23 protein-coding genes are annotated in these 23,743 nt (G+C 46.8%); 14 read left to right on the top strand and 9 right to left on the bottom strand.

Annotated features, from left to right (window positions below; genetic code table 11):
* Positions 1-110: 110 nt before the first annotated feature.
* Positions 111-683 carry an SMI1/KNR4 family protein gene (locus tag FKV70_RS08050; protein ID WP_244310686.1) on the top strand — a complete coding sequence of 191 codons (573 nt, stop codon included), beginning with the start codon at positions 111-113 and terminating at the stop codon, positions 681-683.
* Between the two features lie 67 nt (positions 684-750).
* Here FKV70_RS08050 and FKV70_RS08045 read toward each other — a convergent pair whose 3' ends face one another.
* From FKV70_RS08045 to FKV70_RS08015, 7 genes are read right to left on the bottom strand one after another with little or no spacing between them, the layout of a single operon-like run.
* The gene (locus tag FKV70_RS08045; RefSeq protein WP_142612476.1) at positions 751-1,185 is read right to left on the bottom strand and encodes an immunity 26/phosphotriesterase HocA family protein; all 435 of its coding nucleotides are present in this window, start codon (positions 1,183-1,185) and stop codon (positions 751-753) included.
* Positions 1,186-1,187: 2 nt separating this feature from the next.
* On the bottom strand, positions 1,188-1,748 hold the full coding sequence (locus tag FKV70_RS08040; RefSeq protein ID WP_063213811.1) for a hypothetical protein: 561 nt from the start codon (positions 1,746-1,748) through the stop codon (positions 1,188-1,190).
* Positions 1,749-1,777: 29 nt separating this feature from the next.
* Complete coding sequence (locus FKV70_RS08035; RefSeq protein WP_064797749.1) at positions 1,778-2,407, bottom strand: hypothetical protein; 630 nt, start codon at positions 2,405-2,407, stop codon at positions 1,778-1,780.
* Positions 2,408-2,436: 29 nt separating this feature from the next.
* Positions 2,437-2,943: a HEAT repeat domain-containing protein gene (locus tag FKV70_RS08030; RefSeq protein ID WP_142612475.1), complete on the bottom strand. Its 507-nt coding sequence runs from the start codon at positions 2,941-2,943 to the stop codon at positions 2,437-2,439.
* A 49-nt stretch (positions 2,944-2,992) separates the two neighbouring features.
* A complete protein-coding gene (locus FKV70_RS08025) occupies positions 2,993-3,400 on the bottom strand; it encodes a hypothetical protein (protein ID WP_142612474.1) in 408 nt (135 codons plus the stop codon).
* Positions 3,393-4,037 (bottom strand): immunity 50 family protein, encoded by a 645-nt coding sequence (locus tag FKV70_RS08020; RefSeq protein ID WP_142612473.1) that lies wholly within the window; start codon positions 4,035-4,037, stop codon positions 3,393-3,395. The genes FKV70_RS08025 and FKV70_RS08020 overlap by 8 nt, the downstream gene beginning before the upstream one ends.
* Before the next feature lie 39 nt (positions 4,038-4,076).
* On the bottom strand, positions 4,077-4,679 hold the full coding sequence (locus tag FKV70_RS08015) for a hypothetical protein (protein WP_244310685.1): 603 nt from the start codon (positions 4,677-4,679) through the stop codon (positions 4,077-4,079).
* A gap of 337 nt (positions 4,680-5,016) precedes the next feature.
* Here FKV70_RS08015 and FKV70_RS08010 point away from each other — a divergent pair, with 337 nt between their 5' ends.
* The 12 genes from FKV70_RS08010 (at position 5,017) to FKV70_RS07955 (ending at position 20,386) form a co-directional block, all read left to right on the top strand.
* Complete coding sequence (locus FKV70_RS08010) at positions 5,017-6,585, top strand: DEAD/DEAH box helicase (protein WP_142612471.1); 1,569 nt, start codon at positions 5,017-5,019, stop codon at positions 6,583-6,585.
* Positions 6,586-6,785: 200 nt separating this feature from the next.
* Positions 6,786-7,730 (top strand): cation diffusion facilitator family transporter, encoded by a 945-nt coding sequence (locus FKV70_RS08005; protein WP_064797754.1) that lies wholly within the window; start codon positions 6,786-6,788, stop codon positions 7,728-7,730.
* 114 nt (positions 7,731-7,844) lie between these two features.
* A complete protein-coding gene (locus tag FKV70_RS08000; protein WP_063213819.1) occupies positions 7,845-8,858 on the top strand; it encodes an LCP family protein in 1,014 nt (337 codons plus the stop codon).
* Between the two features lie 148 nt (positions 8,859-9,006).
* Entirely contained in the window at positions 9,007-10,152 is a 1,146-nt protein-coding gene (locus FKV70_RS07995; protein WP_142612470.1) for an AI-2E family transporter, read from the top strand.
* Positions 10,153-10,286: 134 nt separating this feature from the next.
* A complete protein-coding gene (locus FKV70_RS07990) occupies positions 10,287-11,306 on the top strand; it encodes an LLM class flavin-dependent oxidoreductase (protein WP_063213821.1) in 1,020 nt (339 codons plus the stop codon).
* Between the two features lie 228 nt (positions 11,307-11,534).
* The gene (locus FKV70_RS07985) at positions 11,535-12,428 is read left to right on the top strand and encodes an ABC transporter ATP-binding protein (protein WP_063213822.1); all 894 of its coding nucleotides are present in this window, start codon (positions 11,535-11,537) and stop codon (positions 12,426-12,428) included.
* Positions 12,429-12,543: 115 nt separating this feature from the next.
* Positions 12,544-13,020, top strand: coding sequence for a glutathione peroxidase (locus tag FKV70_RS07980; protein ID WP_142612469.1), 477 nt, complete (start codon positions 12,544-12,546; stop codon positions 13,018-13,020).
* A 391-nt stretch (positions 13,021-13,411) separates the two neighbouring features.
* Positions 13,412-14,773, top strand: coding sequence for an FAD-dependent oxidoreductase (locus tag FKV70_RS07975; protein WP_063213824.1), 1,362 nt, complete (start codon positions 13,412-13,414; stop codon positions 14,771-14,773).
* A gap of 383 nt (positions 14,774-15,156) precedes the next feature.
* Positions 15,157-16,002: a formate/nitrite transporter family protein gene (locus FKV70_RS07970; RefSeq protein ID WP_142612468.1), complete on the top strand. Its 846-nt coding sequence runs from the start codon at positions 15,157-15,159 to the stop codon at positions 16,000-16,002.
* Positions 16,003-16,357: 355 nt separating this feature from the next.
* Positions 16,358-18,490, top strand: a complete 2,133-nt coding sequence (locus tag FKV70_RS07965) for a molybdopterin-containing oxidoreductase family protein (protein WP_142612467.1) — start codon at positions 16,358-16,360, stop codon at positions 18,488-18,490.
* A 46-nt stretch (positions 18,491-18,536) separates the two neighbouring features.
* Positions 18,537-19,766, top strand: a complete 1,230-nt coding sequence (locus FKV70_RS07960) for an MFS transporter (RefSeq protein ID WP_142612466.1) — start codon at positions 18,537-18,539, stop codon at positions 19,764-19,766.
* A 125-nt stretch (positions 19,767-19,891) separates the two neighbouring features.
* Positions 19,892-20,386 (top strand): GNAT family N-acetyltransferase, encoded by a 495-nt coding sequence (locus FKV70_RS07955; protein WP_064797762.1) that lies wholly within the window; start codon positions 19,892-19,894, stop codon positions 20,384-20,386.
* 104 nt (positions 20,387-20,490) lie between these two features.
* On the opposite strand, the gene FKV70_RS07950 is transcribed toward FKV70_RS07955, so the two are convergent.
* Both FKV70_RS07950 and FKV70_RS07945 read right to left on the bottom strand, forming a co-directional pair.
* A complete protein-coding gene (locus FKV70_RS07950; RefSeq protein ID WP_013373475.1) occupies positions 20,491-21,039 on the bottom strand; it encodes a GNAT family N-acetyltransferase in 549 nt (182 codons plus the stop codon).
* An 84-nt stretch (positions 21,040-21,123) separates the two neighbouring features.
* Positions 21,124-21,852 (bottom strand): hypothetical protein, encoded by a 729-nt coding sequence (locus FKV70_RS07945; RefSeq protein ID WP_064797764.1) that lies wholly within the window; start codon positions 21,850-21,852, stop codon positions 21,124-21,126.
* A 207-nt stretch (positions 21,853-22,059) separates the two neighbouring features.
* Between FKV70_RS07945 and FKV70_RS07940 the strand changes: the two genes are divergently transcribed.
* Complete coding sequence (locus FKV70_RS07940) at positions 22,060-23,739, top strand: glutamine--tRNA ligase/YqeY domain fusion protein (protein WP_063213879.1); 1,680 nt, start codon at positions 22,060-22,062, stop codon at positions 23,737-23,739.
* The last annotated feature ends 4 nt before the right edge of the window (positions 23,740-23,743 follow it).

Raw genomic sequence — 23,743 nt, 5'->3', positions numbered from 1 at the left:
TTGCCAAAGAGTGAGGATGTTGACGCATCTTCACTCTTTTTTAGAATATACATCTTATTCCCATTTTAACACTTGAAAAAGGCCTTTTCAATGTGCCTAAGAGTGAAAAGGTGAATAAAGATGCGCGAAAGGAGAGGGCGAACATAAGTATTTTTACAGGTTTGCAGCGTCCACAATTCCAGACCTACTATGATGAGGAATTTCTTATGGAGCATCGTTTTGAAAACGGCAGGGGCTTTCCGCCTTCCTATATAGATTACGTCAAAACTCTCGGCTACGGGCGGTTATGCGGCCTATGGAGCATCCATATTCCTCTTGGTGATCACCCGGATTCATGGCTTCATCGTTACCATGACTGGCGGTCTTGGTTTGATGATTTACTGGAATCGGAGGAGGTTTTACAAAAAGCGGCACTGGAGCCAGATGGTTTCCCGGAACTATTGGAGCATGCGGTTCCCTTCGCTTTCAGTGAAGAAAATGACCTGCTGGTCTGGGATATTCAATCGCCTGATGAATGGGGTGAATTCCCGATTTATGCTTTTAATCTGCGCACATGGGGCAACTTTCGGTATGCAGCTCCGGATTTGTATAGCTTCGTCGAAGCGCTGCTGGATGCTGAACGCGTAAAGTCGATTTTGGGAACACATCGTACATCATTCCCTTATACATTTGAACCCTTTTAAATCGTTAAAGAGCCACCCTGGTTTTCGAACTTTAAGGTGGCTCTTTAAGTTGCTATTCTTTTTATCTTTATGCTTGGGCTAAATATTGCTGTACCAGTTCATATCCAGCCACGCCCATTACAGGATATTGATTATATTCTTTTAGTTCCAGGTTGCGTACATATTCATCCCCGTAATACAGATGGCCCGCGCAATTAAAATATTTTAGCTGCTGTTGTTCCTCAGATAGAGGGCGATGATCGATAATGGGCCATATCCCCCTTGTCAGATTTTGGGTGGCGGTGAATATGACCTCGAATCTGCCCCGGTAATCTGTGAATGAGAGATATGTAGCTTCACCCTCGTAGGCTTGATTCTGACCTATGGATAGAACACCAAAGGAGAACGCTTTTTTGAATCTACCATATAGTGCGCAGATCACCTGACATACCGCAAATCGGCCGTCATGCAGAGGGATAACAAAAATATCGCCTTCCTGATGTTTGATTCTTTTAAATACCATCGTCAGGCCAGCTCTTCCTGAAGGATCTCTGTTTTTAGACCTTTAGCGCTGGTAATCGTAATGCTAATCGCATCAAAACCATTTCGCTTGGCCTCTTCAAAATCGCACCGCTCGCCGCTGATCAGCTCCAGCTGTCCGTTCTCGTCCACATCATCTGCAAACTCGTCATCCCAATCAACATTATAAAAAGCAGTCACAGTCACCTCAAAGGTATCCTCACCGTCATCGTCCAGATAAGGTAGCAGGGGAGTGCGATTGTTCCGCTGTTCTTCTGTATATACTTCACACAGTAGTGCATCGTAACCATGACGAGCTCCATCAAAAATTACGATCTGCTCACCTGTGACTGCATCTTCTGCAATAATGAGCTGGGGCGCAAACTCTGTTACAGCGATCAGCTCGTCCATGAATTCTCCATAGTAAAAAATGTGAAATTTCGTATTTCCGACCTGTGAACGGAGCTTGCCTGTCCATTCTTGTTCAACCCATGCCTCCGGGGTTTCGGGTACAACCCAACCCTCCAAATATGCGGGGCCTATTTTAGTATAGTGTGTTTCTGTCATTTGTAGCGCCTTCCTTTTTTTTCGTTTTATTATGACATGGACAGGGTAACGATTTTGTTGTCCTCATCCACATCTACCTTCACATTTACTCCCAGCTTGTCCTTAAACAGCTTACTGATATTGATATAATCATCCTTCACCGGTCTACTTGAATTACCAGTGGTGCGAGTCATTCCAGCGGTGATGATGGAGCGCACGTAGGTTTTGTCGAGGCTGGCCTCAGGATTGTAAGTATAAATAACCTGTTCCTGTTGGTTGTAATAATGGGTTAACTCCGTATAGTCGTTGGCGTTCTCATACTGTTTTTCCTCACGTACATACTCAGGATGGTCCATGGTATAGTGGATTCCCCCATCCAGAAAAGGATTTTCTTTGGAGCGCTTGAGTTCATACTCTCCGTAGGCAAGTTGAAACAGATACTCTATGCCTGAGCCCTCCGCCTGATAGTAGAGCTGACGATGGTCCCCCTTTTTATCTATCGCGGTATAGCTGCTGATTAAAGGCCAGGCATCATATTTTTTACCCTTTACCTCAAGGGCAAGCTTGTAATGTACAAGCACCTTCTCATTTTGAAATAATCCAAAGCTGCTCATAATGAAATAGGCAGGCACACAAATAACTCCGATAATCAAAATGAATATAAATATTCTTACACGCATAAGTAGAGTGATTCTCCTTTGGTTGTCGATTATGTGGACAGCTCACGCTGGGCAGATGCGCCGAATTCCTCATGTTGCAATAATTGCTTCAGCGCCTGTTGTGCGAAAGGGTGGGCTTTATGTGCGCGGAGCAGTGCAAAAGCGGCCCCCTTGACTAAGATATATGTATCACTGCGGATTAAGTCCAAAGCTATACGTAGCTCTGCTTCTGAACAAGGCATCCACGCCAAAGTTTGTAAAGCTGCGTTTCGTACATCATCATCTTCAGCAGGCTTGGACAGCAGTTCGCGAATTCCTCGCATGATCATCGGCTGCTGGCTCTGATCTGCATATAGTCCGATGACCTTCAGCGCTTCTATACGAAGCAGATCATCCTCGGATGATTGCTGCACAAGCTGCAAAAGGAATGCAATGGTGTCCTCCACAGGCTGGGGGATTGCTGTTAATTCGCGTAATGAGACTAATCGATCTTCATACGATAGAGTAGGGAAAATAGATAAGAACGTCTTTCCGTCATCATCGGTTTGTATGGACATAGGCTTCCCTCATTTCTTAGCCAGGTTACTTTTTGGCATTGTGTATTACCTACTCTCGTTGTCTGTAGTTCGAGAAAGCTTCTTCCGTCCCGCCACCCTCTAGCAGCACCATAACTGCATAGGAGATTGTATCAATCCAATCATCAAGGGTACTAATCTGCTCTACGGTCAGCAGATGATTTCGCTGCAGCATACCATCAGGATACAACGCCCATGCCCGTGTATATTGGCAAATCCCCCACAGTGCGGCAATCAACTCTCGTTCTATGGATGGTTTCTCCAACTCATCTGCCAGAACTTCAATGATAGTCATGAGTTCATGAAAATTGTCCTCGATCAGTTCGCCCTGGAAGGGGCGAAGCATCCCTAAAAATCCGCTTCGCATTTTGGGATGCTCCAGATCATCATGAATAAAAGAATGACAGCGCAACAGCTCACGGGCTTCTTGTTTATTCATGAAGTTCCGTAATCTCTGCACGGATGCCTCTGCACAGAAAGCTGCCTGACAGCCCCGACAAGGCATCGATGTCAACGACCATATCAGCCTCTTCATAACGGAAGTCAAGTTGCAAAATGATATTTTCTGTTTCTACAGGGCTTAATACATGCTCTTTAGTTTCCAGAAATGTAAAAGTCACTGCATAGCGTGGAATGTCCTGGGCTGGAGCTTCGGGGATTACAGGTGCCTCAGCCGAAGGCTCTAGATCCGGTGATTTAGGGAGCAGTACGCTAGCGGGGGATAGCTCAATCGTCAGCGTAATCTGATCCTTTGTCATATTGGCAGCCGTGATTCGATCATAGTGAAAGGGAGGAAAATAGCCGAGCTTTTCGACAATGCGGTCTGCACCTTGAATAGAAACGGTAGGAGAGAAAGCCAGTTCCAGTCCGATGGACCCTGTCAGCTGGTCTTCATATTCTGGATTGATACGGATAAGGACCTGTTCGGGCTCTACTTTCAAAATGGTGCCTATAAAATACTGTTTGCCATGGATCAGGACAACATCATGCGGAACGAACGGCAGTGCTCCGCCGGCTTGATAATGAATGAGATATTCGCTTTCTTTTTTTTCAACGTTGTGAACTTGAATTTGCATAAATTGCAGCCTCCTAGGGTTAATGGTATGACGGATGGTTTAAGTGTGTGGTAATGGGAATGGAGTCCACGATTGAAAAACATGCCTCATATCCGGGGTATCCTTTTCGAGCATAAATGGAAGAATATCCATAATGGCGCGTGCCTTGCTGCCAGCATAAAAGTTACGTGAGCTATGTAACAGTTTGTTTGCTTTTATTAACTGGCTGAGCTGCAGCATAACATCTTCGACGCTTGTTTGGTCAATACGTTCATAAACGTCCTGACGGATCGAAACAAGCATCCCGCAATTGTTGGGAGATTGACCCATAGGGTCATTGGACAAAAGAATGTACACTTCCGGCGTTGTCCCTTTGTTATAAGACGATTTGATACTGGGAGCCTCGATAACCAGCATCAAAGGAGTTAATTCATCATCGGTTACAATGCGGAGCAGTTCCTGCTTGTCCCAATGAATCTTACCGTGTTTGGCTTTCTTCGATTGATAGATAGACACACGGGTATTACGGATTCCTGATATATTCAGGAGCGTTTCGAAACAATCGAACAGGTTAGAAAAGCACTCTTCGGCAAACAAAGTGTGCTTTTCCGATAAGGAACCTGTCATTATGAAATTATAATGCAGATTGTTTACCACAAGCATCCATCCTTTATTTATGAATTACCAATTCTCCTACCATAATATATGACATGGTCATTGAATTCACCTTTTGCGTTATTCGTTAAAATCGTTTGGAAACCAGTTCAACTTCGCGTATACTAGGAAAGTCATTATAGAACGGCCTGAGCCGCCTTGCGGTCGTATGTTGAGTTACATGAACAAATTCAACGATAACGGATATGCTCCCTTCCTGAAAAGGGGAGAATGAGGACCGATGCAAAAATGGGAATTCTGAACTATGGAACGATAGATGTCATATGGCATATGAACCTATTTTACGTGACACATATTGAATACAGATAAGGGAAGTGAATACCACTTGAAGAACTTTACAGCATTAGGCGTGGAGCAACATTGGGTAGAAGCCTTGAAAGAGCAGGGAATCTCAACGCCAACACCTGTACAGCAGGAGTCCATTCCGCTGTTGATGGCAGGTCAGGATGTGATCGCCGAGGCACATACGGGAACGGGGAAGACGCTTGCGTTTTTACTGCCGATTTTACAAAAGCTGAATTTGGACAAGCGGCACCCGCAGGCGCTCGTAATTGCACCTACGCGTGAATTGGCGCTCCAGATCACAGAGGAAGCAAAATGCTTGGCTGCTGCGGAGCCGAGTTTATCTCTACTAGCTGTTTACGGAGGGCAGGACGTGGAGCGTCAGCTTCGTAAACTAAAAGGTGGCGCACAACTGATTATTGGTACACCTGGGCGACTGCTGGATCACCTGAGACGCGGCACGCTCGATCTAGGCGGCATTAAAATGCTGGTCCTGGATGAGGCTGACCAAATGTTGCACATGGGCTTCTTGAACGATGTGGAGACGATTCTTCAGGAGGTTCCTTACCGGAGACAAACGATGCTGTTTTCGGCCACGATGCCAGCCGGCATTCGCAAGCTGGCTCGTGTCTATATGAACGAACCCGTAGATGTCAAAGTGAAATCTGCTTCTTCCGTTCCAGTGAGCCAAATACGTCAGGTTGTTGTGCAAACAACAGACCGTGGTAAGCAACAGGCACTGGTGGATATACTGAATACAGATCGTCCGTATCTGGCAGTTATTTTCTGCCGTACGAAGCGCCGGGCGGCTAAACTGAATGAGGAGCTCCAGGAAATGGGGTTCGAGAGCGGTGAGCTGCACGGGGACTTGTCCCAGAACAAGCGGGAGCAAGTAATGAAGGCGTTCCGTGAAGCGAAACTTCAATTGCTCGTAGCGACGGATGTAGCCGCACGCGGCCTCGATGTAGAAGGCGTCACGCATGTCTTCAACTATGACATGCCGCAGGATGCTGAAAGCTACATCCATCGCATCGGGCGTACCGGCCGTGCCGGAGGCAAAGGCGTTGCGGTGACGCTCGCCACGCCAAGGGATGTTCCTGAGCTTCGGAACATCCAGAAAGTTGCTGGTGTCACGTTCACCAGCAGTGAGGGTCGCGGGCAGCGTGGACCTGCTCCCGATACAGCTGAGCGGCAGGGGAGAAGCGACCGCTCAGGCAGAAGTGACCGCCGCTCCTTTGGCGGCAACGATGCTGGCGGCGGACGCCGCAACGGCCGCGAACAGTCCGGTCGTCGTGACGGCGTAAGCGGCGAGCGCCGCTCCAACCGCGGCAGCAGTGAACGCGGCGGATATGACCGCAGCAGCGGCGGTTCCGCCCGCGGAAGCCAAGGCCGCTCGGCAGGCCAAAGCGGCGGACGTGGCGGATATGACCGCAGTAGCGGTGGTTCCGCCCGCGGAGGTCAAGGCCGCTCGGCAGGCCAAAGCAGCGGACGCGGCGGCTATGATCGCAGCAGCGGTGGTTCTGCCCGCGGAGGCCAAGGCCGCTCAGCAGGCCAAAGCAGCGGACGTGGCGGACAAGGTCAAGGAGGCCGACGTGGTCGGTCCGGTAGATAAAATAGGGGTATTCTCATAGAATGCTCCGTGATGGTTATCATAATAGCCCCGGGGAGGCTCATCCTCCGGGGCTATTATAATCTTCTTCTATGTCGCTGCAAGAACAGGATCATAAGATAAAGAGCAATGAAAGCTGCCTTAAAATAACCTAATAGCGGATAGAGATACCTTTTAAAAGATAATTGGAGGGATTATACATCATGCAGGAACAGGATATGGGCAAGCGTGCCATGGTCTCGGCATGGGTCAGCCTGATTAGCAACATCCTTTTAACTGGCATTAAAATAATCGCAGGGCTCATGTTCAACAGCAAGGTGCTGGTGGCCGATGGTGTGCATAACGCCGGGGACGTGATTGCTTCTGCGACGGCATTGGGAGCGATGAGAATTTCCAGCCAACCGCCAGATGAGGATCATCCCTATGGTCACGGCAAGGCAGAAGTCATTGGTGCTAGTGTGGTGGCAGTCATATTGTTCGGGGCAGGTATATTTATCGGCTATCACTCCATTGCTGCGCTGTTCAAACCGATGCCACAGGAGCATATATTGGCATTGGTGGCGGCCATTATTTCCCTGCTCTGGAAGCAGTGGCTGTATATCTACACGATTCGTATTGGCAGAGCGGCCAATAGTCAGGGTCTTATTGCGACGGCAAAGGATCATCTCGCTGATGTATATGCCTCTGGAGCCGCTGTATTGGGGATCGGATTAGGACTGATCGGGGAACATTGGGATATTTCGATTTTATCTTACGGTGACCCCATTGCGGGATTCGTAGTGGCATTGCTGGTTCTGAAACTGGCTTGGGAAATGGGACGCGAGTCCATAGATGTGCTGATGGAGAAGGCGATTGCAACTGAGGAAATTGAAAGCTACGCAGCAGCCGCACTGAGTGTAGCCGAGGTTCAGCGTATTGACCGCATTCGTGCCCGCGAGCACGGTCATTATATTATCGTGGACATCCGTGCTTCAGTGGATGCTTCTCTGACGATTCAGCAAGGACACGATATTATCCGGCTGATCAAGCGGGCCGTCATGAAGCAGGAGCCGCGGGTATATGAGGTGCTTGTCCATTTGAACCCTTGGTATCCAGACGACCTTCAAGCTGTGAAATCGACACCAAATAACCCTGAAGATAAGGTATAACCAGTACGAACAAAGCCCCTGGAACAAAACGACGCGAATTGACAGATAACTTGCAGGAAGGGTATGCTTTTAAAAGCCGAACGATGATGAATAAAAGCGAGGTTACCCGAAAATATGCGAAAATTTTTAAAATGGCTAGGTATTTCTGTGACTGCGGCAGTTCTTTTAGTGGGCGGATATTATGCTTATTCTATATATCATTTTACGAATCAAATTTCGGTTGCTTCCGGACAGGACTCAAAATTTAAACCGCAAACCCAAACCCCAAGCAATGTACAACCTGTAGACGTATCACTTCCACCGGAATGGGATGGGACAGAGAGAGTGAACATTCTGCTGCTTGGTGGCGATTCCCGTGGAGAAGATTCAGGGCGTTCTGACTCGGTTATGGTTGCTTCTGTTGATCCAGTTACGAAAAAGGCTACACTGATGTCGATTCTTCGTGATACGTACGTCAAGATTCCAGGTCATGGGCAAAGCCGATTGAATGCGGCCTTTTCCTACGGTGGACCGGATTTGACCAGACAGACCGTGAGTGATCTTCTCGGCATACCGATTCAATATTATGTATATACTGATTTTAATGGTTTCATTGCCTTGGTTGATTCTGTAGGTGGTATTGACCTGGATGTTGAAAAAGACATGCATTATACATCCAAGGCAGACAAACACCAGTTTGATATTGACTTGAAAAAGGGAATGCAGCATATGGACGGCAAAACAGCCCTGCAATATGTGCGTTTCCGTCATGATGCGACTTCGGATTTTACACGTACGGAGCGACAGCGCAAATTCATTACCGAACTGGGTAGTAAAATACAATCGACCTCATCGCTAATTAAACTGCCGAGTATTTTGAATAGCATTTCTCCTTATATTGAAACGAATTTGAGTACAACAGAAATGTTGCAGCTGGCTTCATTGGGTTTTAATATCGATGCGAAAACAGTAGCGAAGCAGCAAATCCCGCCGAATGAGCTGGTGCGCGGGGAAACCATTAAAGGTGCCCAGGTGTTGGGTGTGGATGAACGGAAGCTTAAGCGGTTCATACAGAACCTTTTTGAACAGGAAAACAAACCTGTGACCACGACGGTAGAGGCTGCTGCCACGACAAATGATACTCCATAACTATTCAAAGCAAGCGAAGTTCGTACGATAACGTACAGCTTTGTTTGCTTTTGTGTTTATTTGGGTATAACCTTGTATATTTTGTTCCAAAAATATATCGTAACGATGAAGGTGCTATTCATCTGTATAAAGAGAAGGGGAATGTCATGTGGAAATAACTCCAGCATGGAAAGAACGGTTTAAGAAGTTTTTTCTGAACAACAAGTTTGTGATATTCCTGTTGGTACTGCTGTTGATTGGCTTGAATATCTTAGTGCTTACGAAAATTTCATACATATTTACTCCGGTCATCGTATTGCTGAAAACGATTATTCTCCCTGTTATTTTGTCCGGCGTGTTGTACTATCTGCTGAACCCGTTAGTGGATGTACTGGAGCGGAATAAGGTAAAACGAGTATATTCCATTATTGTCCTGTTTTTGCTCATTATAGGGATTATCGCTATTGTAATTACATCGGTGATCCCGGTGATCCGTGATCAAATACAGGGTCTTATCCAAAACGTTCCTGCCTATACCGAGCAAGTCAAACAGCAGTTTGAGAGACTGATTGGCAGCAATTTTGTGAACCAGTTCCAGAACACCATTCAAATAGATCCATCCGAATTAGCCTCCAAAGCTTCTGAAAAGTTATCTGGTTTTATTAACAATGCATGGACGGGTGTGGGCAGCTTTTTGGGTGTGATTACGGAGACTGTGCTTGCGATCGCTACGGTTCCGTTCATTCTGTTCTATTTGCTGAAAGATGGGCACAAGCTGCCGCATTGGATTCTAAAAATGCTTCCACCTATGCTCCGTAAAGAGACGGATCGGATCATGACTGAAATGAATCATCAGGTGAGCTCGTACATTCGTGGACAGATTATTGTCAGCTTCTGTATTGGAGTGCTGCTGTATATAGGTTATCTGATTATTGGATTGGACTACTCTTTGACACTTGCGGTCATTGCGTCCTTTACGAGCGTGGTTCCCTATTTGGGACCTGCAATTGCCATTACACCCGCGTTAATCGTAGCTCTGGTTACCTCACCGGTTATGCTGCTCAAAATGGTCATCGTATGGACAGTCGTCCAGCTTATTGAGGGTAAATTTATTTCCCCACAAATTATGGGCAAGTCTCTTCGGGTACATCCGATCACGATTATCTTTGTTATTTTAACAGCAGGTAATTTATTTGGTGTGGTAGGAATTGTGCTGGCGGTTCCGGGTTATGCCGTCTTGAAAGTAATCGTCACCCATCTGTTTAGTTTCTTTCAAAAACGTTCCCATCTTTATGAAGCAGATAAATTAAAGTAAAGACGATCTATAAAAAAAATAAACATGACAATTTGCGCTGTAAACCTGCTATTATGCCCCTCTTGGTTAACTGTGGCTTTACGTGCTATACTTAATGCCTATTCTTATTCCAAAATAGAAAGGTCAGACTTTTTATGATAAAACTCAGCATTCTTGACCAATCTCCGGTATCGGAAGGCATGACACACTCACAGGCATTACAAAAGACTGCTGAGCTTGCTATAGAGGCGGAACGTCTGGGTTATCATCGCTTCTGGGTATCCGAGCATCATGCAGCTTCTAACCTTGCAGGCTCCAGCCCGGAGGTATTGATCTCACATCTGGCTGCTCGTACCCGGACGATCCGAGTAGGATCAGGCGGTGTGATGCTGCCCCATTACAGCGCTTATAAAGTCGCGGAAAATTTCCGGGTACTGGAGGGGCTGTATCCGGGACGTATTGACCTGGGGCTGGGGCGAGCGCCTGGAGGAATGCCGATTGCTACCAGAGCTTTGCAGGAGGGGAAAATGCGGGGCGGTGTTGATCTATACCCTGAGCAGCTGGATGATCTGCTAGCCTATTTGCACGATAGCACAGGCAACCAGCACCGCTTCGGCTCACTACAGGCGATGCCGCTCGTAGAGACCGTGCCGGAAATCTGGTTGCTTGGCTCCAGCGGCGATAGCGCAAGTCTGGCCGCCGAGCGTGGCGTAGGCTTCGCGTTCGCGCAGTTCATTAATGGTGAAGGCGGCACAGGTGCTATGAAGGGATACCAGCATAGTTTTCAGCCTTCCCAGCATAGTGAGCAACCGCGTTCGCTTGTCTCTGTATTCGCGATCTGTGCGGATACTGAAGAGGAGGCCAATCGTTTGGCTTCCAGCATGGACTTGTCCCTCGTGCTTTTAGAGCAGGGGACGCGTACCGGAGGGACACCTTCTGTCGAAAAGGCACTGGCGTACCCGTATACACCCTATGATCGGATGCGGATTCGTGAGAATCGCAAGCGTATGGTGGTTGGCTCACCCGAACAAGTCAAGCACCAGCTTGAGCAATTATGCAAGGACTATAATGCACAGGAGATCATGGTTGCGAGCATTATTCACGACTTTGATGCCAAAATGAAATCTATCCGTCTCATGGCTGAAGCATTTGGACTGTCTTCTGTACAGGCTTAATGCGAATTTGCTGGAATGAAAAGATCACCGCTTTAGGGCGGTGATCTTTTTTTGATTTTTTAAGGGTTATTGATGCAGTGCATTTGTATATTAGAGGGAATATGTGAGTTAATACTTGATAATGATTATCAATATCTTTATTATATAAAGATAGAATGAAGTTTTGATGAATGTCGTGCGTTAAGCCCGTGACTATATATATTGGATAAGGGAAAGGGATGATTCCAAATGTTTCGTCTGAAAACGGCAAATCTGGATATTGCTTATGAGGATCGATTAATCGTAGAAGATCTGAACGTAGAAATACCACAGGGAAAAATTACAGCATTGGTGGGGGCGAATGGCTCCGGTAAATCGACCATTCTGAAAACGATGGCTCGCATCATGAATCCTAAAGGCGGTAGTGTTCTGCTGGATGGTAAATCCATTCATAAGCAATCCACGCGGGAGGTAGCGAAGCAGTTAGCTATTTTGCCGCAGAATCCGACTGCACCGGAGGGATTGACCGTGACGGAACTGGTATCTTACGGACGTTTCCCTTATCAGAAAGGCTTTGGCTCCATGAAAGCGGAAGATCGTAAGATGGTAGAGTGGGCAATACAAGTAACAGGGATGAGCGAGTTTCATGATCGTCCGATTGATCAGCTTTCTGGCGGTCAGCGTCAGCGCGCCTGGATTGCGATGGCGCTTGCCCAAGATACGGATATTTTGTTTCTGGATGAGCCAACTACATTTTTGGATATGGCGCATCAACTGGAAGTTCTGCATCTGCTTGAGTATTTGAATACTTCGGCAGAACGCACCATTGTTATGGTCGTGCATGACTTAAACCATGCAGCCCGGTATGCTCAGCATATGATTGCGATCAAAAAAGGGAAAGCGAAGGCGGTAGGAGCCCCGACTGAGGTTATGACCCCGGATGTGCTACGCGAGGTGTTCGGGATTGAAGCGGATATTGTAACTGATCCTCGTACGGGTGTACCGCTCTGTCTTCCGTATGCTTTGGCTGGCCAGCCTGCGGTAAGCCAAGCAGTAAAGGGAATGAATATGGAAGAGAAGCAAACGATGGGTTCTGTTGCCGAGCGACGGGATGCTAGACCACAAGTGGCAGCGAGAGGTTAGGAGAGGCATCAGTTGGCAGCATCACGACAAAGGTCTGTGGATATTGGCGTGTCCGTCACGTTTTGGGTAAAATAGGTTAAGAATCTAAAACAAACGACATGAAGGAGGATGCTGTGTGTCTGTCTATTCATATAATGCCGTAACACCAGCCAATCAGGAGGTTTCTCTGGAAACTTACACAGGTAAAGTGCTGGTGATTGCCAATACCGCTAGTAAGTGTGGACTTACCCCGCAATACGGGGAGTTGCAAAAGCTTTATGATGAATATAAGGATCGGGGCTTCGTAGTTTTAGGTTTCCCTTGCAACCAATTTGGTGGCCAGGAGCCAGGCAGCAGCGAGGAAGCGGCTGAATTTTGCCAATTGAATTACGGGGTTAATTTCCCGGTATTCGCCAAAGTGGATGTGAACGGACCGGATACAGCAGTTCTGTTTGAATATTTGAAGAAACAGCAGCCTGGCGAACAGGAAGATGGAACAATTCAGTGGAATTTTACAAAATTCATTGTGAATCGTGAGGGTGTGCCTGTGGCGCGTTTTGAGCCTAAGGAGTCACCGGAAGCGATGAGAGCTGCCATTGAGCAGTTGTTATAATAGCTTCGTCTATTTAAACTAATGTATGTTTAACAAGGTCTGGTTTCCGCCTGTCTCGGGGAAACGGACCTTTTTTTATTTCTACATACGCGTTTGCCTAATGATTGACGCATCTTGTGAGAGTCTATTTTAAGGGCATAAACAGGGGGTACATAGGGAAAACTGAATGGAGCTAAAAACAAGATTTCAGCAAACGACTGAGTTCAGCTATCCTTGCCTTTTAAAATGTGGACAAACTGTGAATAAAATAGAAAGCTATTGTAATGTGAAAAACATCACACTATAATGAGCGTATGAAGTGAAATAAATCACAAGCGGTAACGAGTTGCATAAGTGAAAGTATTCACAATTATTATACATTTTATGCCCACACACCAAGGAGGAATTCAACATGAAAGTAGCAGTTATCGGATGTACACACGCAGGTACGGCAGCCATTGTCAACACAGCTAAATGTTATCCAGATGCCGAAATTACGGTCTATGAGCGTAATGACAATATTTCATTTTTATCTTGTGGTATTGCACTGTACGTCGGTGGTGTCGTCAAAGATCCGCACGGATTGTTTTATTCTTCCCCAGATCAACTGGCTGACATGGGTGTAGTGACCAAGATGCTTCATGAAGTAACGAGTGTGGATACGGTTGGCAAAACGCTGCATGCACGCAATCTCCAAACAGGTGAGGAATTTACCGACACATTTGATAAATTGATTGTAACTACCGGGTCGTGGCCAATTATTCCGAAGCTGGAAGGCATTGAACTTGATCATATTTTGCTCTGTAAAAACTATAATCATTCGAATGAAATCATTGAGAAAGCTCAGCACGTACAGAACATTACAGTCGTCGGAGCCGGTTACATTGGGGTTGAATTGGTAGAAGCTTTCCAAATGAACGGCAAAAACGTAACGCTGATCGACAGTGCTGATCGTATATTGAATAAATATCTGGACCATGAGTATACAGACCGAATTGAAAATTCCCTGAGAGAACATGGCATTAAGCTGGTACTTGGCGAGACAGTAAGTCGTTTTGAGGGGACTAACGGTAAAGTGAGCAAGGTTGTGACCTCCAAAGGAGAATATGAAACAGAGCTTGTTATACTTTGTATCGGTTTCCGGCCTCAAACGGATCTGCTGAAAGGTCAGGTAGATATGTTGCCTAACGGTGCGATTATCGTAGACAATTATATGCAAAGTAGCTGCCCGGATGTGTTTGCAGCAGGCGACAGTTGTGCAATTCGATATAATCCGACTGGCAAAACAGCGTATATTCCGTTAGCGACCAATGCGGTTCGTATGGGGACGCTGGTGGCACGCAATCTGGTACAGCCGACCATTGCCTACATGGGCACACAAGGAACTTCGGGTATCAAAATTTACGAAGATAATATTGCAGGAACAGGAATGACAGAAGCCGCAGCAATAGACGAGGGTATGACTGTAGAAGCTGTAACAATCGAGGACAGCTATCGTCCTGAGTTTATGCCTACCTCTGAAAAGGTGCTGCTGAAAGTTGTATATGAGCAGGAGACTCGAAGAATTGTCGGGGCCCAAATTATGTCGAAGGTGGATTTGACGCAATCCATTAACACACTGTCTGTAGCGATTCAAAATCATATGACCATTGACCAGTTGGCTTTTGTCGATTTCTTCTTCCAGCCGCACTATAACAAACCTTGGAATTTCCTGAACGCGGCAGGTTTGCAAGCATTGCCTACGATATCGGAACGAAATCCAGTTACTGTATAATTTAATTTGTCTGTGACATTGTTCATAAGTTTGTCAACAATCTGAAGCGTATAGATGAATCCTTATAGTACAATATAGAGAGCATAAGGATTAGGGGGAGAAGTAGATAATGGGTTTGTTTTATATCCTTTTTCTTGTAGTTGTTGCAGCCGTCGGTCTGGGCGGAGTTCTTTGGTTCTTGAGAGCCCTTGAAAAGGAAGAATATAATTAAATGTAAAGCGCATTAGTAGCGCAGTAGATGTAATCATACAGAAAAACAGTCCTTTTAGAAGGGCTGTTTTTTTATATCGTGAGAAAGTGATTTTTTTCACAAACAAAATCACTGATTTTAAATAAAATATGAAAGAAGAATATTTTAAAAGATATTAAAGGAGCGGGGGCAGATGGCAAGCTATAAACCGGGGCAAATCGCCGAGAAGACGGTGGAAACAGGAATGGCCAAAGCGAACAACCCGTGGACTGTGGCGGTGGTATTGGGATTTTTGGCAGGTGCATTTATTGCACTCGGGTTTTTGCTGGATATACGTGTTATTGCAAGTGCACCTAAAGAATGGGGAAGCATTGCTACCTTTATTGGAGCTGCGGTGTTCCCTGTAGGTCTGATATTAGTTTTGGTCGCTGGTGGCGAATTGCTGACTGGTAATATGATGGCAGTCCCTTTGGCGAGATGGGCAGGGCGAATCAAGACAGGAGCCATGCTTCGTAATTTGGCGATTATTACGCTCAGTAATTTTGCAGGTGCCATATTTGTTGCGTTTTTCTTTGGGCATGTTTTGGGTTTAACAGAAACGGGTCCTTATCTGGACAAAGTCGTGGATATGGCAGGACATAAGCTGGATGAAAGCTTTTTACAGTCTTTTATATCAGGTATAGGATGTAACTGGCTCGTAGCACTGGCTGTATGGCTGGCATACAGTACAGACTCCATTGGTGGCAAAATTATGGGGATTTGGTTCCCGACCATGGCCTTTGTTGCCATTGGATTTCAGCACGTTGTTGCCAATATGTTTCTCATTCCGGCAGCTATTTTTGCAGGTCATTTTTCGTGGGCAGCGTATGTTATGAATTTCATTCCGGTCTGGTTGGGGAATTTGGTAGGTGGTAGCCTGTTTGTGGCTGGAGCCTACTGGCTGGCCTATCTGAAGAAAACTCAAGCCAAGGTACATTCCATGAATGAATCTCAAACTACTTCTTCAGTTGCATCCAATCCGTTGAGTGACCATGCATAATTACATTGCTTTATGAAACAATGAACAAAGCAAATCCGCCATGACAGGCCCGGGGGAACGAAACCTGTCATGGCGGATTTTTTTGGGAGTGGTCCATGATTTGGCATGGAGGATGAGTGTGCTCTCGTCCATAATGCCTTGATCTCTTTTACCCTGAGTTCGTAAGAGTGAAACAGCATGATAAAAAATAATTATGATTTCTAAAATCCGTCCTGCTTTATGTAGCAGACGGATTTTTTTAATGTTTTGAGAGAGGCTGTGTGGTAAAATCCTTCTCTTGCCATAGAACAAAGCTGTAGATATGATAAGAACAGTGTAATTTTTGGAAACGGTAACGGAAAGGAGCATGAACACCATGGATCATCGCAATAGCGCGCCTCTTGAGGCCACACTTCAACATAACTTACAAAGAGGACAGCGGATGACGGAACAGCAAAACGGTATTTTTCCGGCTGTATGCCCGTTGGATTGCCCGGATACATGTGGGCTCCTGCTTCACAAGGAACATGGAAAGATAGTCAAGGTGACTGGTAATCCCGATCACCCCATTACCAAAGGGGCTATATGCAACAAAGTCCGCAATATGACCGAGCGGGTATATGATCCGGATCGGATTCTGTATCCGTTGAAGCGTGTAGGCGCCAAAGGGGAAGGGAAGTTTGAACGAATTAGCTGGGAGGAGGCGGTCGATACCATTACAGGTCGGTTCAAGGAGCTGATACGTACAGACGGATCGGAGTCGATTCTCCCCTACAGCTTTTATGGCAATATGGGTGTGTTGAGTGTAGATGGAATGGACCGCCGCTTTTTCAATGCGCTGGGTTCAAGCCAGTTGGATCAGACGATTTGCAGCGTGGCTGGGAATGAAGGCTGGGCATCCGTTATGGGGTTTAAGGGCGGTACGAGCCCGGAGGATACAGAGGATGCAGATCTCATTATTGTATGGGGCGGAAATGTCATCAGCACCAACATGCATCAGGTCGTATTGGCTGAGAAAGCACGTAAAAAAGGTGCTAAGGTGATTGTTATAGATGTTCATCGCAACCGGACGGCGCAATGGGCGGATTGGTTCATTCCGTTATATCCGGGCACGGATGCGGCACTCGCGCTGGGGGTTATGCATGTGCTGTTCGAGCAGGGACTGACAGACGAGGATTTTCTACGTCGCTACACCGTAGGTCATGAGGAATTGCGCGAGCATGTTAAGACCTATACACCAGAGCGGGTTTCACGGATTACTGGCGTACCCGAGGAGGATGTTATCCGTTTGGCGGAAATGTACGGGAAGGCGCGAGCGGCTTATATCAATATCGGAAATGGGCTTCAACATCATGATAATGGCGGTATGAACGTACGCGCAGTTACATGCTTGCCTGCGCTCACGGGACAATGGTTGAAGCACGGCGGGGGAGCATCACGCTCCAATGGTGCTTATGCCAAGATTAACAGCGCCCATCTGGAGCGCCCTGATCTGCGACAGAACCCGGACGCCCGGGTGATTAACATGAATCGGATCGGAGAGGCGCTATTACAGAAGGAACAGCCGATTAAGGCATTATTCGTATATTGTAGTAATCCGGTAGTTGTAGCACCCGATTCGGAACGGGTGACGAAGGGATTTGAACGAGAGGATCTGTTTACGGTTGTTCATGACTTGTTCCTAACGGATACGGCCCGCTATGCAGATATTGTGCTGCCTGCTTCGTCTTCTTTTGAAGGTACAGACCTATATAAATCGTACTGGCACCACTATATCCAAATGCAGCAGCCAGTTATTGAGCCGCTTGGCGAAAGCAAAAGTAATTATGAGCTGTTTAGCCTGCTCGGACGGGCAATGGGCTTTGAAGAAGCTGCCTTTACGGAAAGTGAAGAGGATATGATCGCAGGTGCGCTGGATAATCCAACAAACCCTTATCTCAACGGTGTCACCTTGGATGCCTTAAAAAAGTCACCTTTTGTCAAGCTCGATATGACGCAAAAGGCTAATTATTTGGGGCGTCTAACTACGCCTTCAGGCAAGATCGAGTTGTATTCGGAAAAAATGAAACAAGCAGGTCTGCCCGCAATGCCCTCTTATGTACCGCTGATCGAAGGGTACGACGGAGAGCGTCGACCGCAAGCGGATGATCGTTTTCCATTGATGTTTGTTTCACCGCCAAACCATAACTTCTTGAATTCAACTTTCGCAAATTTTCCCAAGCATCAGCGACTGGAGCGGGAGCCTTTGCTGCAAATTCACCCGGAAGATGCTCAGGCAAGAGACATCGCAGATGGCGATCCGGTCACCGTCTGGAATGACAGAGGAACGTATGAGTTGAAAGCCAAGGTTACCGATCAGATGCTGCCCGGTACGGTGGTTAGCCAAGGATTATGGTGGGAAGGCAAGGGACGTAGACAGCGTGCGAATGTGTTAACCTCTGACCGGCTGTCGGATATGGGGCAGGGGGCTACTTTTTTCTCAACGGTGGTGAATGTAAAGCGCCAATGAGAAACTGCCTTTTATGGCGTCAGGTGCAAAAGGAGAAGCGAAAAATATGAAATGGTTGGAGTCTTATCCGAAAGAAGTAAAAGTATTCCTCGTTGCCAGCCTGATTAATTCCGCTGGAAGTTCCCTCATGTGGCCGCTTGTCAGTATGTATGTTTTTGACGAACTGAACCGTAGTATGGAAGATGCGGGGATTGCGATTTTAGTGCAGTCCTTGGGCGGAATTTTTGGTCAGGTGCTGGGCGGAGCCCTTTATCATCGTATTGGAGCCAAAAAACTGATTGTCGGCTCATTGGCTATGAATGCGTTAGGGCTTCTCTCGCTTCCATTTACCAGCGGTCATTGGGTCTCATTTGTCATCATGATGGGCTTTATCGGTTTTTTTAATGTGGTATCTGTGCCTGCGATTCAGGCCTTTGTAGGTTTTCGTTTTGCTGACCGTCGTGGAGAGTTGTTTAATATTATTTATGTTGCGAACAATATTGGGGTCGCACTTGGAACGGGACTGAGCGGTGTTCTGGCTGACCTTTCCTATCAGCTCAGCTTTGTAATGAACGGGGTAACTTCTGCGGTATTTGCCGGGTTCTTCTGGTCTTATTTAAGTAGAGTGGATCGGGAGGAGGGGGAAGTTCAGTTCAGCAAATCCGTGATGAAAAGAGAGGAAATACCAGCTCGGTTGCTGTTTCGTGATACCAGGCTGTATCTCTTTGTAGGATTAGGCTCGCTCTTTTTATGGTTTGGCAATTCCATCTGGAATACAGGGGTTTCTCCCTACATTATTGAGCAGGGCTTACCTAAAACGATGTATGGATTACTCTGGACGTTGAATGGTATCCTTATTTTTGCCGCACAACCTATTATTTTCTGGATCAAACGGCTGTATGCTCACCATGCTTCGGCGCAAATGACATGGGCTGGAGGATTCTATTTGGCTGCCTATATTGTCATTCTGGGCACACAGAACTATACTGGGATGATATTCGCTATGGTACTGGCAACCCTGGGAGAAATGCTGATTGCACCTGCGGTTCCCGCATTCCTGTCTGATCATGGAGGTCGGGGTGCACCCTTTTACATTGGACTTGTGGGGGGCATTGGTGCAGCCGGACGGGTGATGGGACCTTATGTTATGGGGAAGTTGTATGATGGCGGCGGCTTACCGCCTACACTTTGGCTGGCATCAGGCGTAGCAGTATTATCCATCCTGTTTTTCGTCCTGCACAGTTGGTTGAACCGTTCCCGACATGATCTGGATACTTTGGATACTACTACTTCGTAGGTTGGTATTCCCGGTTCTTAAGTCCCGATAAAAGTTCAATAATGACCTATAACTATGGTACAATAAGTGACAGATGGTTGCAGTTATTGCTTCAGGAAAGCCTTCACAGGAAGGATTGAAAGGAATTGTTTACAAGTCAACCCTTGACGATACGTCATTCGGAGATGAAGGATGCTCCTGATCTGATTGCGCTGGATGAATTGGTGTGGAATGAACGCACGGCTCCTGCCTCGCTGTCATGGAAGTCGCGCGGAGAGTTTCTGCGCAATACGCCTCCGGGCTCTCAACTGGTCGCCATTGAGCAGGAAGTGCTCTGTGGATATATTGGATTTCGTCCTCCAACGCTGTTGGCTAGTAATTGTCATGTACTCGAAATAAATATAGCCGTACATCCAGACTATCATCGCAAAGGTATTGGGACGGCGCTTATGAACTCCATGAAGGACATTGCAGCTGCGGAAGGCATACGTAAATTGAGTTTGCGCGTACTCTCTTGTAATACGGAAGCCCTTATGTTTTATGAAAAATGCGGTTTCGCGATTGAAGGACGGCTACATGAGGAGTTTTATATCGCAGGCCAATTCGTGGATGATGTTTTAATGGCCTATTTCCTAAAATAGACCGGAGTTACAGACAGGCAGCAACATTCGGTCGCAATGTCCAACTCATAATCAACAACGCCGCAGACTTGATCAGGTCTGCGGCGTTGTTGTGCAGTACAAGGTTACCGAAGTTGCTTCCATTCATTCTGGAGCATACCGTACACTGCGTGGTTCATATATCCATCTGGCAGTAGCTCTGCTTCGCGTACAATGCCTTCGAGTACAAAGCCCAAGCGTTCTGGAATGCCGCGGCTACGGCGGTTTGTCGTTGCACAGCGGATTTCGACTCGGTGTAAATCCAACTCCATCAACGCATATTCGACGAATACACGGCAGGCGCTGGTCATGAGCCCCTGTCCTTCGTAGCCGTGTCCAAGCCAGTATCCGATGCTGACCGAACGGTGAGCCCAATTGATCTCATGATAGCTGATGATGCCAGCGAGCTCGTTGTCTATCCAAATTCCTGCGGTCAGGCTGCCGTTCTCTGCGGCTTGTTTCAAGGCGCCCTGCACGAACTGCTCTGTATGGCTGATTTCCGTGGTGGAGTCTACCCATGGTAGCCATTGACGCAGGCGGTCACGGGACATTTCGATCAGCTCAAACAGAGGCTGCACATGCTCCTTGGTAAGCGGCCGAAGGACTGTGCGTTCGTCCAACGCATATGTAAACATGATGAATCCCCTCTTTCACTCGGAAAATCGCTAAACCAGCCAGTCTAGCATTTAATCCCATGCTACCTTATTCTGCGAGAGTCGTCAAAAGGGAGAGGAAGCTTCAAATTTTATAGGTCCCACCCGGAACTGCCCCTGCTCATATACATATTTCAGATCCAAATCCCCTACAAATTCGCTTGGCGATACGCTACCAGATACAGTGGCCTGCAGAGGGGACTGTTCAGCATCATATATTACAACAGAGCTAAAATCGAGATGCTTTGTAAAATGGGCTGGATCATCGTAAAATACGGACGCTTTGGGGTCCATCGTGTGTGTAGTACCGTTAATCGTAACAGTGATATGCACCTGGCGGTTGTGGTCACGCAGCTCTACTGAGCTGTGTATTCGCTGGGATACCGCATTTGCTGCCGATTCCACTGCATATTCCTCCATCGTCTGTGCGTTAACAATATGCATTTCCTGCAACTCCACGCCCGTTCCCGAGGCACGCGTGAGAATCACAATGACTTCACGGACACCATCTTCGTTTACATCTCTGTAATATAACTGGGGTGCAGCGGAAATTTCCGCCAAGCCTGACCACTGGAATGTGCGGCGCTGCTGCTGGCCGATTTCCAGTACGGCTGAATGAAATATTCCCTGTGACGGGCTTACGGCATATAAGCGGACAGAAGAGTCTTCTGGCGCACTGGCCAGCGGATGAGATCGTACAGTCTCGGTCACCATGCCTGAGGAAGGATGATCAGAAGTCATAACGGAAGAGGACAATAGCATAGACAGCAGGATGACGATCAACAGCTTAAACACGGGTGGGTCTCCTTTTCCGATTAAAATAAAAGATATATACACTATAACGAATTTATCTGCCGAAAATGTTAACTCTTTTTCATAACTTGCATCTTTTTTCGCTGAAGAGAGCATCCTAATTTTCATTTTATTGAGTTATGCGGTGTGAAAGGGTATATTTAAGGGAACAGGTTGTACACAGATTATACGGAAGAAAGGTTGATTAGTGTGGAGAAGCCGATTACTCCCCCCAATTTTATTAAAAATGTTATTGAAGAGGATTTACGTACGGGGAAGGTAAAGCAAGTTGTTACACGATTTCCACCTGAACCCAACGGATATTTGCATATTGGACATGCCAAAGCCATCTGGATCAATTTCTCGTTGGGAGATGAATTCGGAGGACGCACGAACCTGCGTTTTGATGACACCAATCCGGCGAAGGAAGACACGGAATACGTGAACTCCATTCAGGAGGACGTGAAGTGGCTCGGTTATGAATGGGAGGAAAAGCATTTTGCCTCCAATTACTTTGAAGAAATGTACAAGCGTGCTATCCTGCTGATTCAAAAAGGGAAAGCTTACGTGGATGACCAAAGCGCGGACCAAATCCGTGAAACGCGTGGAACACTGACAGAACCGGGACAAAACAGTCCTTATCGGGATCGTAGTGTGGAAGAAAATCTGAAGCTGTTTGAAGAGATGCGTGCAGGCAAATACCAGAATGGTGAAAAGGTGCTGCGTGCCAAGATTGACATGACTTCACCAAACATCAACTTGCGTGATCCGGTGATTTATCGCATTTCACACACAGCTCATCACAATACAGGCGATACCTGGTGCATCTATCCAATGTATTCCTATGCTCATCCGCTGGAAGATGCGATTGAGGGTGTAACGCATTCGCTTTGTTCACTGGAGTTCGAAGATCAACGCCCACTGTACGATTGGGTTGTAGCGGAATGCGAGATGGAAAACGTCCCTCATCAATACGAATTTGGACGGCTAAATCTAGCTCAAACGGTAACTAGCAAACGTAAGCTCAAACTTCTGGTTGAGGAAAAACACGTAGACGGCTGGGATGATCCGCGGATGCCGACCATTTCCGGTTTGCGTCGTCGCGGTTATACGCCAGAGGCCATTCGCAGCTTCGTATATGAGACAGGTATTTCCAAAGCCTACGGAGTTATTGATTTACAGGTGCTGGAGCATTTTGCGCGTGAGGATTTGAAGCTTAAGGCACCTCGCACGATGGCAGTTATAGATCCGCTGAAGGTGGTCATTACGAACTATCCTGAAGGACAAGTGGAAATGCTGGAGGCGGAGAACAACACAGAAAATCCGGAGCTTGGAACACGCCAAATTCCGTTTTCTCGTGAAATTTATATCGAGCGTGAGGACTTCATGGAGAATCCACCGAGCAAATACTTCCGTTTGTTCCCTGGTAATGAAGTACGTCTCAAACATGCTTACTTCATTAAATGCAACGATGTCATTAAGGATGCGGACGGTCGTGTAACGGAGATTCACTGTACCTATGATATAGAAACCAAGAGCGGATCAGGCTTTACGGGCCGTAAAGTGAAAGGGACTATCCATTGGGTAGAGGCTACTCAGGCTGTGCCGGCCGAATTCCGTTTGTATGAGCCATTGATTAACGCAGAGGAACCAGAGGCCCTGGAAGAGGATGGATCGGAAAAGTCATTCCTTGATCAATTAAATCCAAATTCTTTGGAAATTGCTCATGGTTATGTGGAACGGAATATGAAAGAAGCTCAACCGCAGGATAAGTTCCAATTTTTCCGTCATGGTTATTTCAGTGTAGATCCGAAGCTCTCCAAACCGGGTGAGCCTGTATTTAACCGCGTCGTGTCACTGAAAAGCTCTTTCCAATTGCCTAAGCAATAAGATG

Origin of the sequence: Paenibacillus ottowii, assembly GCF_006874425.1 — a bacterium.
Lineage (GTDB): Bacteria > Bacillota > Bacilli > Paenibacillales > Paenibacillaceae > Paenibacillus > Paenibacillus ottowii.
Note: the sequence above shows the minus strand (reverse complement) of the source record. Positions and strands in the feature narration are given on the sequence as shown.

What these genes read in the sequence shown, in the direction of transcription:
- FKV70_RS08045 (WP_142612476.1), bottom strand. Translation starts at nt 1,185, where the DNA reads ATGGTATTTAAAAGAATCAAACATCAGGAAGGCGATATTTTTGTTATC.
- FKV70_RS07985 (WP_063213822.1), top strand. Translation starts at nt 11,535, where the DNA reads ATGTTTCGTCTGAAAACGGCAAATCTGGATATTGCTTATGAGGATCGA.
- FKV70_RS07965 (WP_142612467.1), top strand. Translation starts at nt 16,358, where the DNA reads ATGGATCATCGCAATAGCGCGCCTCTTGAGGCCACACTTCAACATAAC.
- FKV70_RS08035 (WP_064797749.1), bottom strand. Translation starts at nt 2,407, where the DNA reads ATGCGTGTAAGAATATTTATATTCATTTTGATTATCGGAGTTATTTGT.
- FKV70_RS08025 (WP_142612474.1), bottom strand. Translation starts at nt 3,400, where the DNA reads ATGAATAAACAAGAAGCCCGTGAGCTGTTGCGCTGTCATTCTTTTATT.
- FKV70_RS08015 (WP_244310685.1), bottom strand. Translation starts at nt 4,679, where the DNA reads ATGCTTGTGGTAAACAATCTGCATTATAATTTCATAATGACAGGTTCC.
- FKV70_RS07990 (WP_063213821.1), top strand. Translation starts at nt 10,287, where the DNA reads ATGATAAAACTCAGCATTCTTGACCAATCTCCGGTATCGGAAGGCATG.
- FKV70_RS07960 (WP_142612466.1), top strand. Translation starts at nt 18,537, where the DNA reads ATGAAATGGTTGGAGTCTTATCCGAAAGAAGTAAAAGTATTCCTCGTT.
- FKV70_RS08020 (WP_142612473.1), bottom strand. Translation starts at nt 4,037, where the DNA reads ATGCAAATTCAAGTTCACAACGTTGAAAAAAAAGAAAGCGAATATCTC.
- FKV70_RS07950 (WP_013373475.1), bottom strand. Translation starts at nt 21,039, where the DNA reads ATGTTTACATATGCGTTGGACGAACGCACAGTCCTTCGGCCGCTTACC.
- FKV70_RS08005 (WP_064797754.1), top strand. Translation starts at nt 6,786, where the DNA reads ATGCAGGAACAGGATATGGGCAAGCGTGCCATGGTCTCGGCATGGGTC.
- FKV70_RS08040 (WP_063213811.1), bottom strand. Translation starts at nt 1,748, where the DNA reads ATGACAGAAACACACTATACTAAAATAGGCCCCGCATATTTGGAGGGT.
- FKV70_RS08030 (WP_142612475.1), bottom strand. Translation starts at nt 2,943, where the DNA reads ATGTCCATACAAACCGATGATGACGGAAAGACGTTCTTATCTATTTTC.
- FKV70_RS07975 (WP_063213824.1), top strand. Translation starts at nt 13,412, where the DNA reads ATGAAAGTAGCAGTTATCGGATGTACACACGCAGGTACGGCAGCCATT.
- FKV70_RS08000 (WP_063213819.1), top strand. Translation starts at nt 7,845, where the DNA reads ATGCGAAAATTTTTAAAATGGCTAGGTATTTCTGTGACTGCGGCAGTT.
- FKV70_RS07970 (WP_142612468.1), top strand. Translation starts at nt 15,157, where the DNA reads ATGGCAAGCTATAAACCGGGGCAAATCGCCGAGAAGACGGTGGAAACA.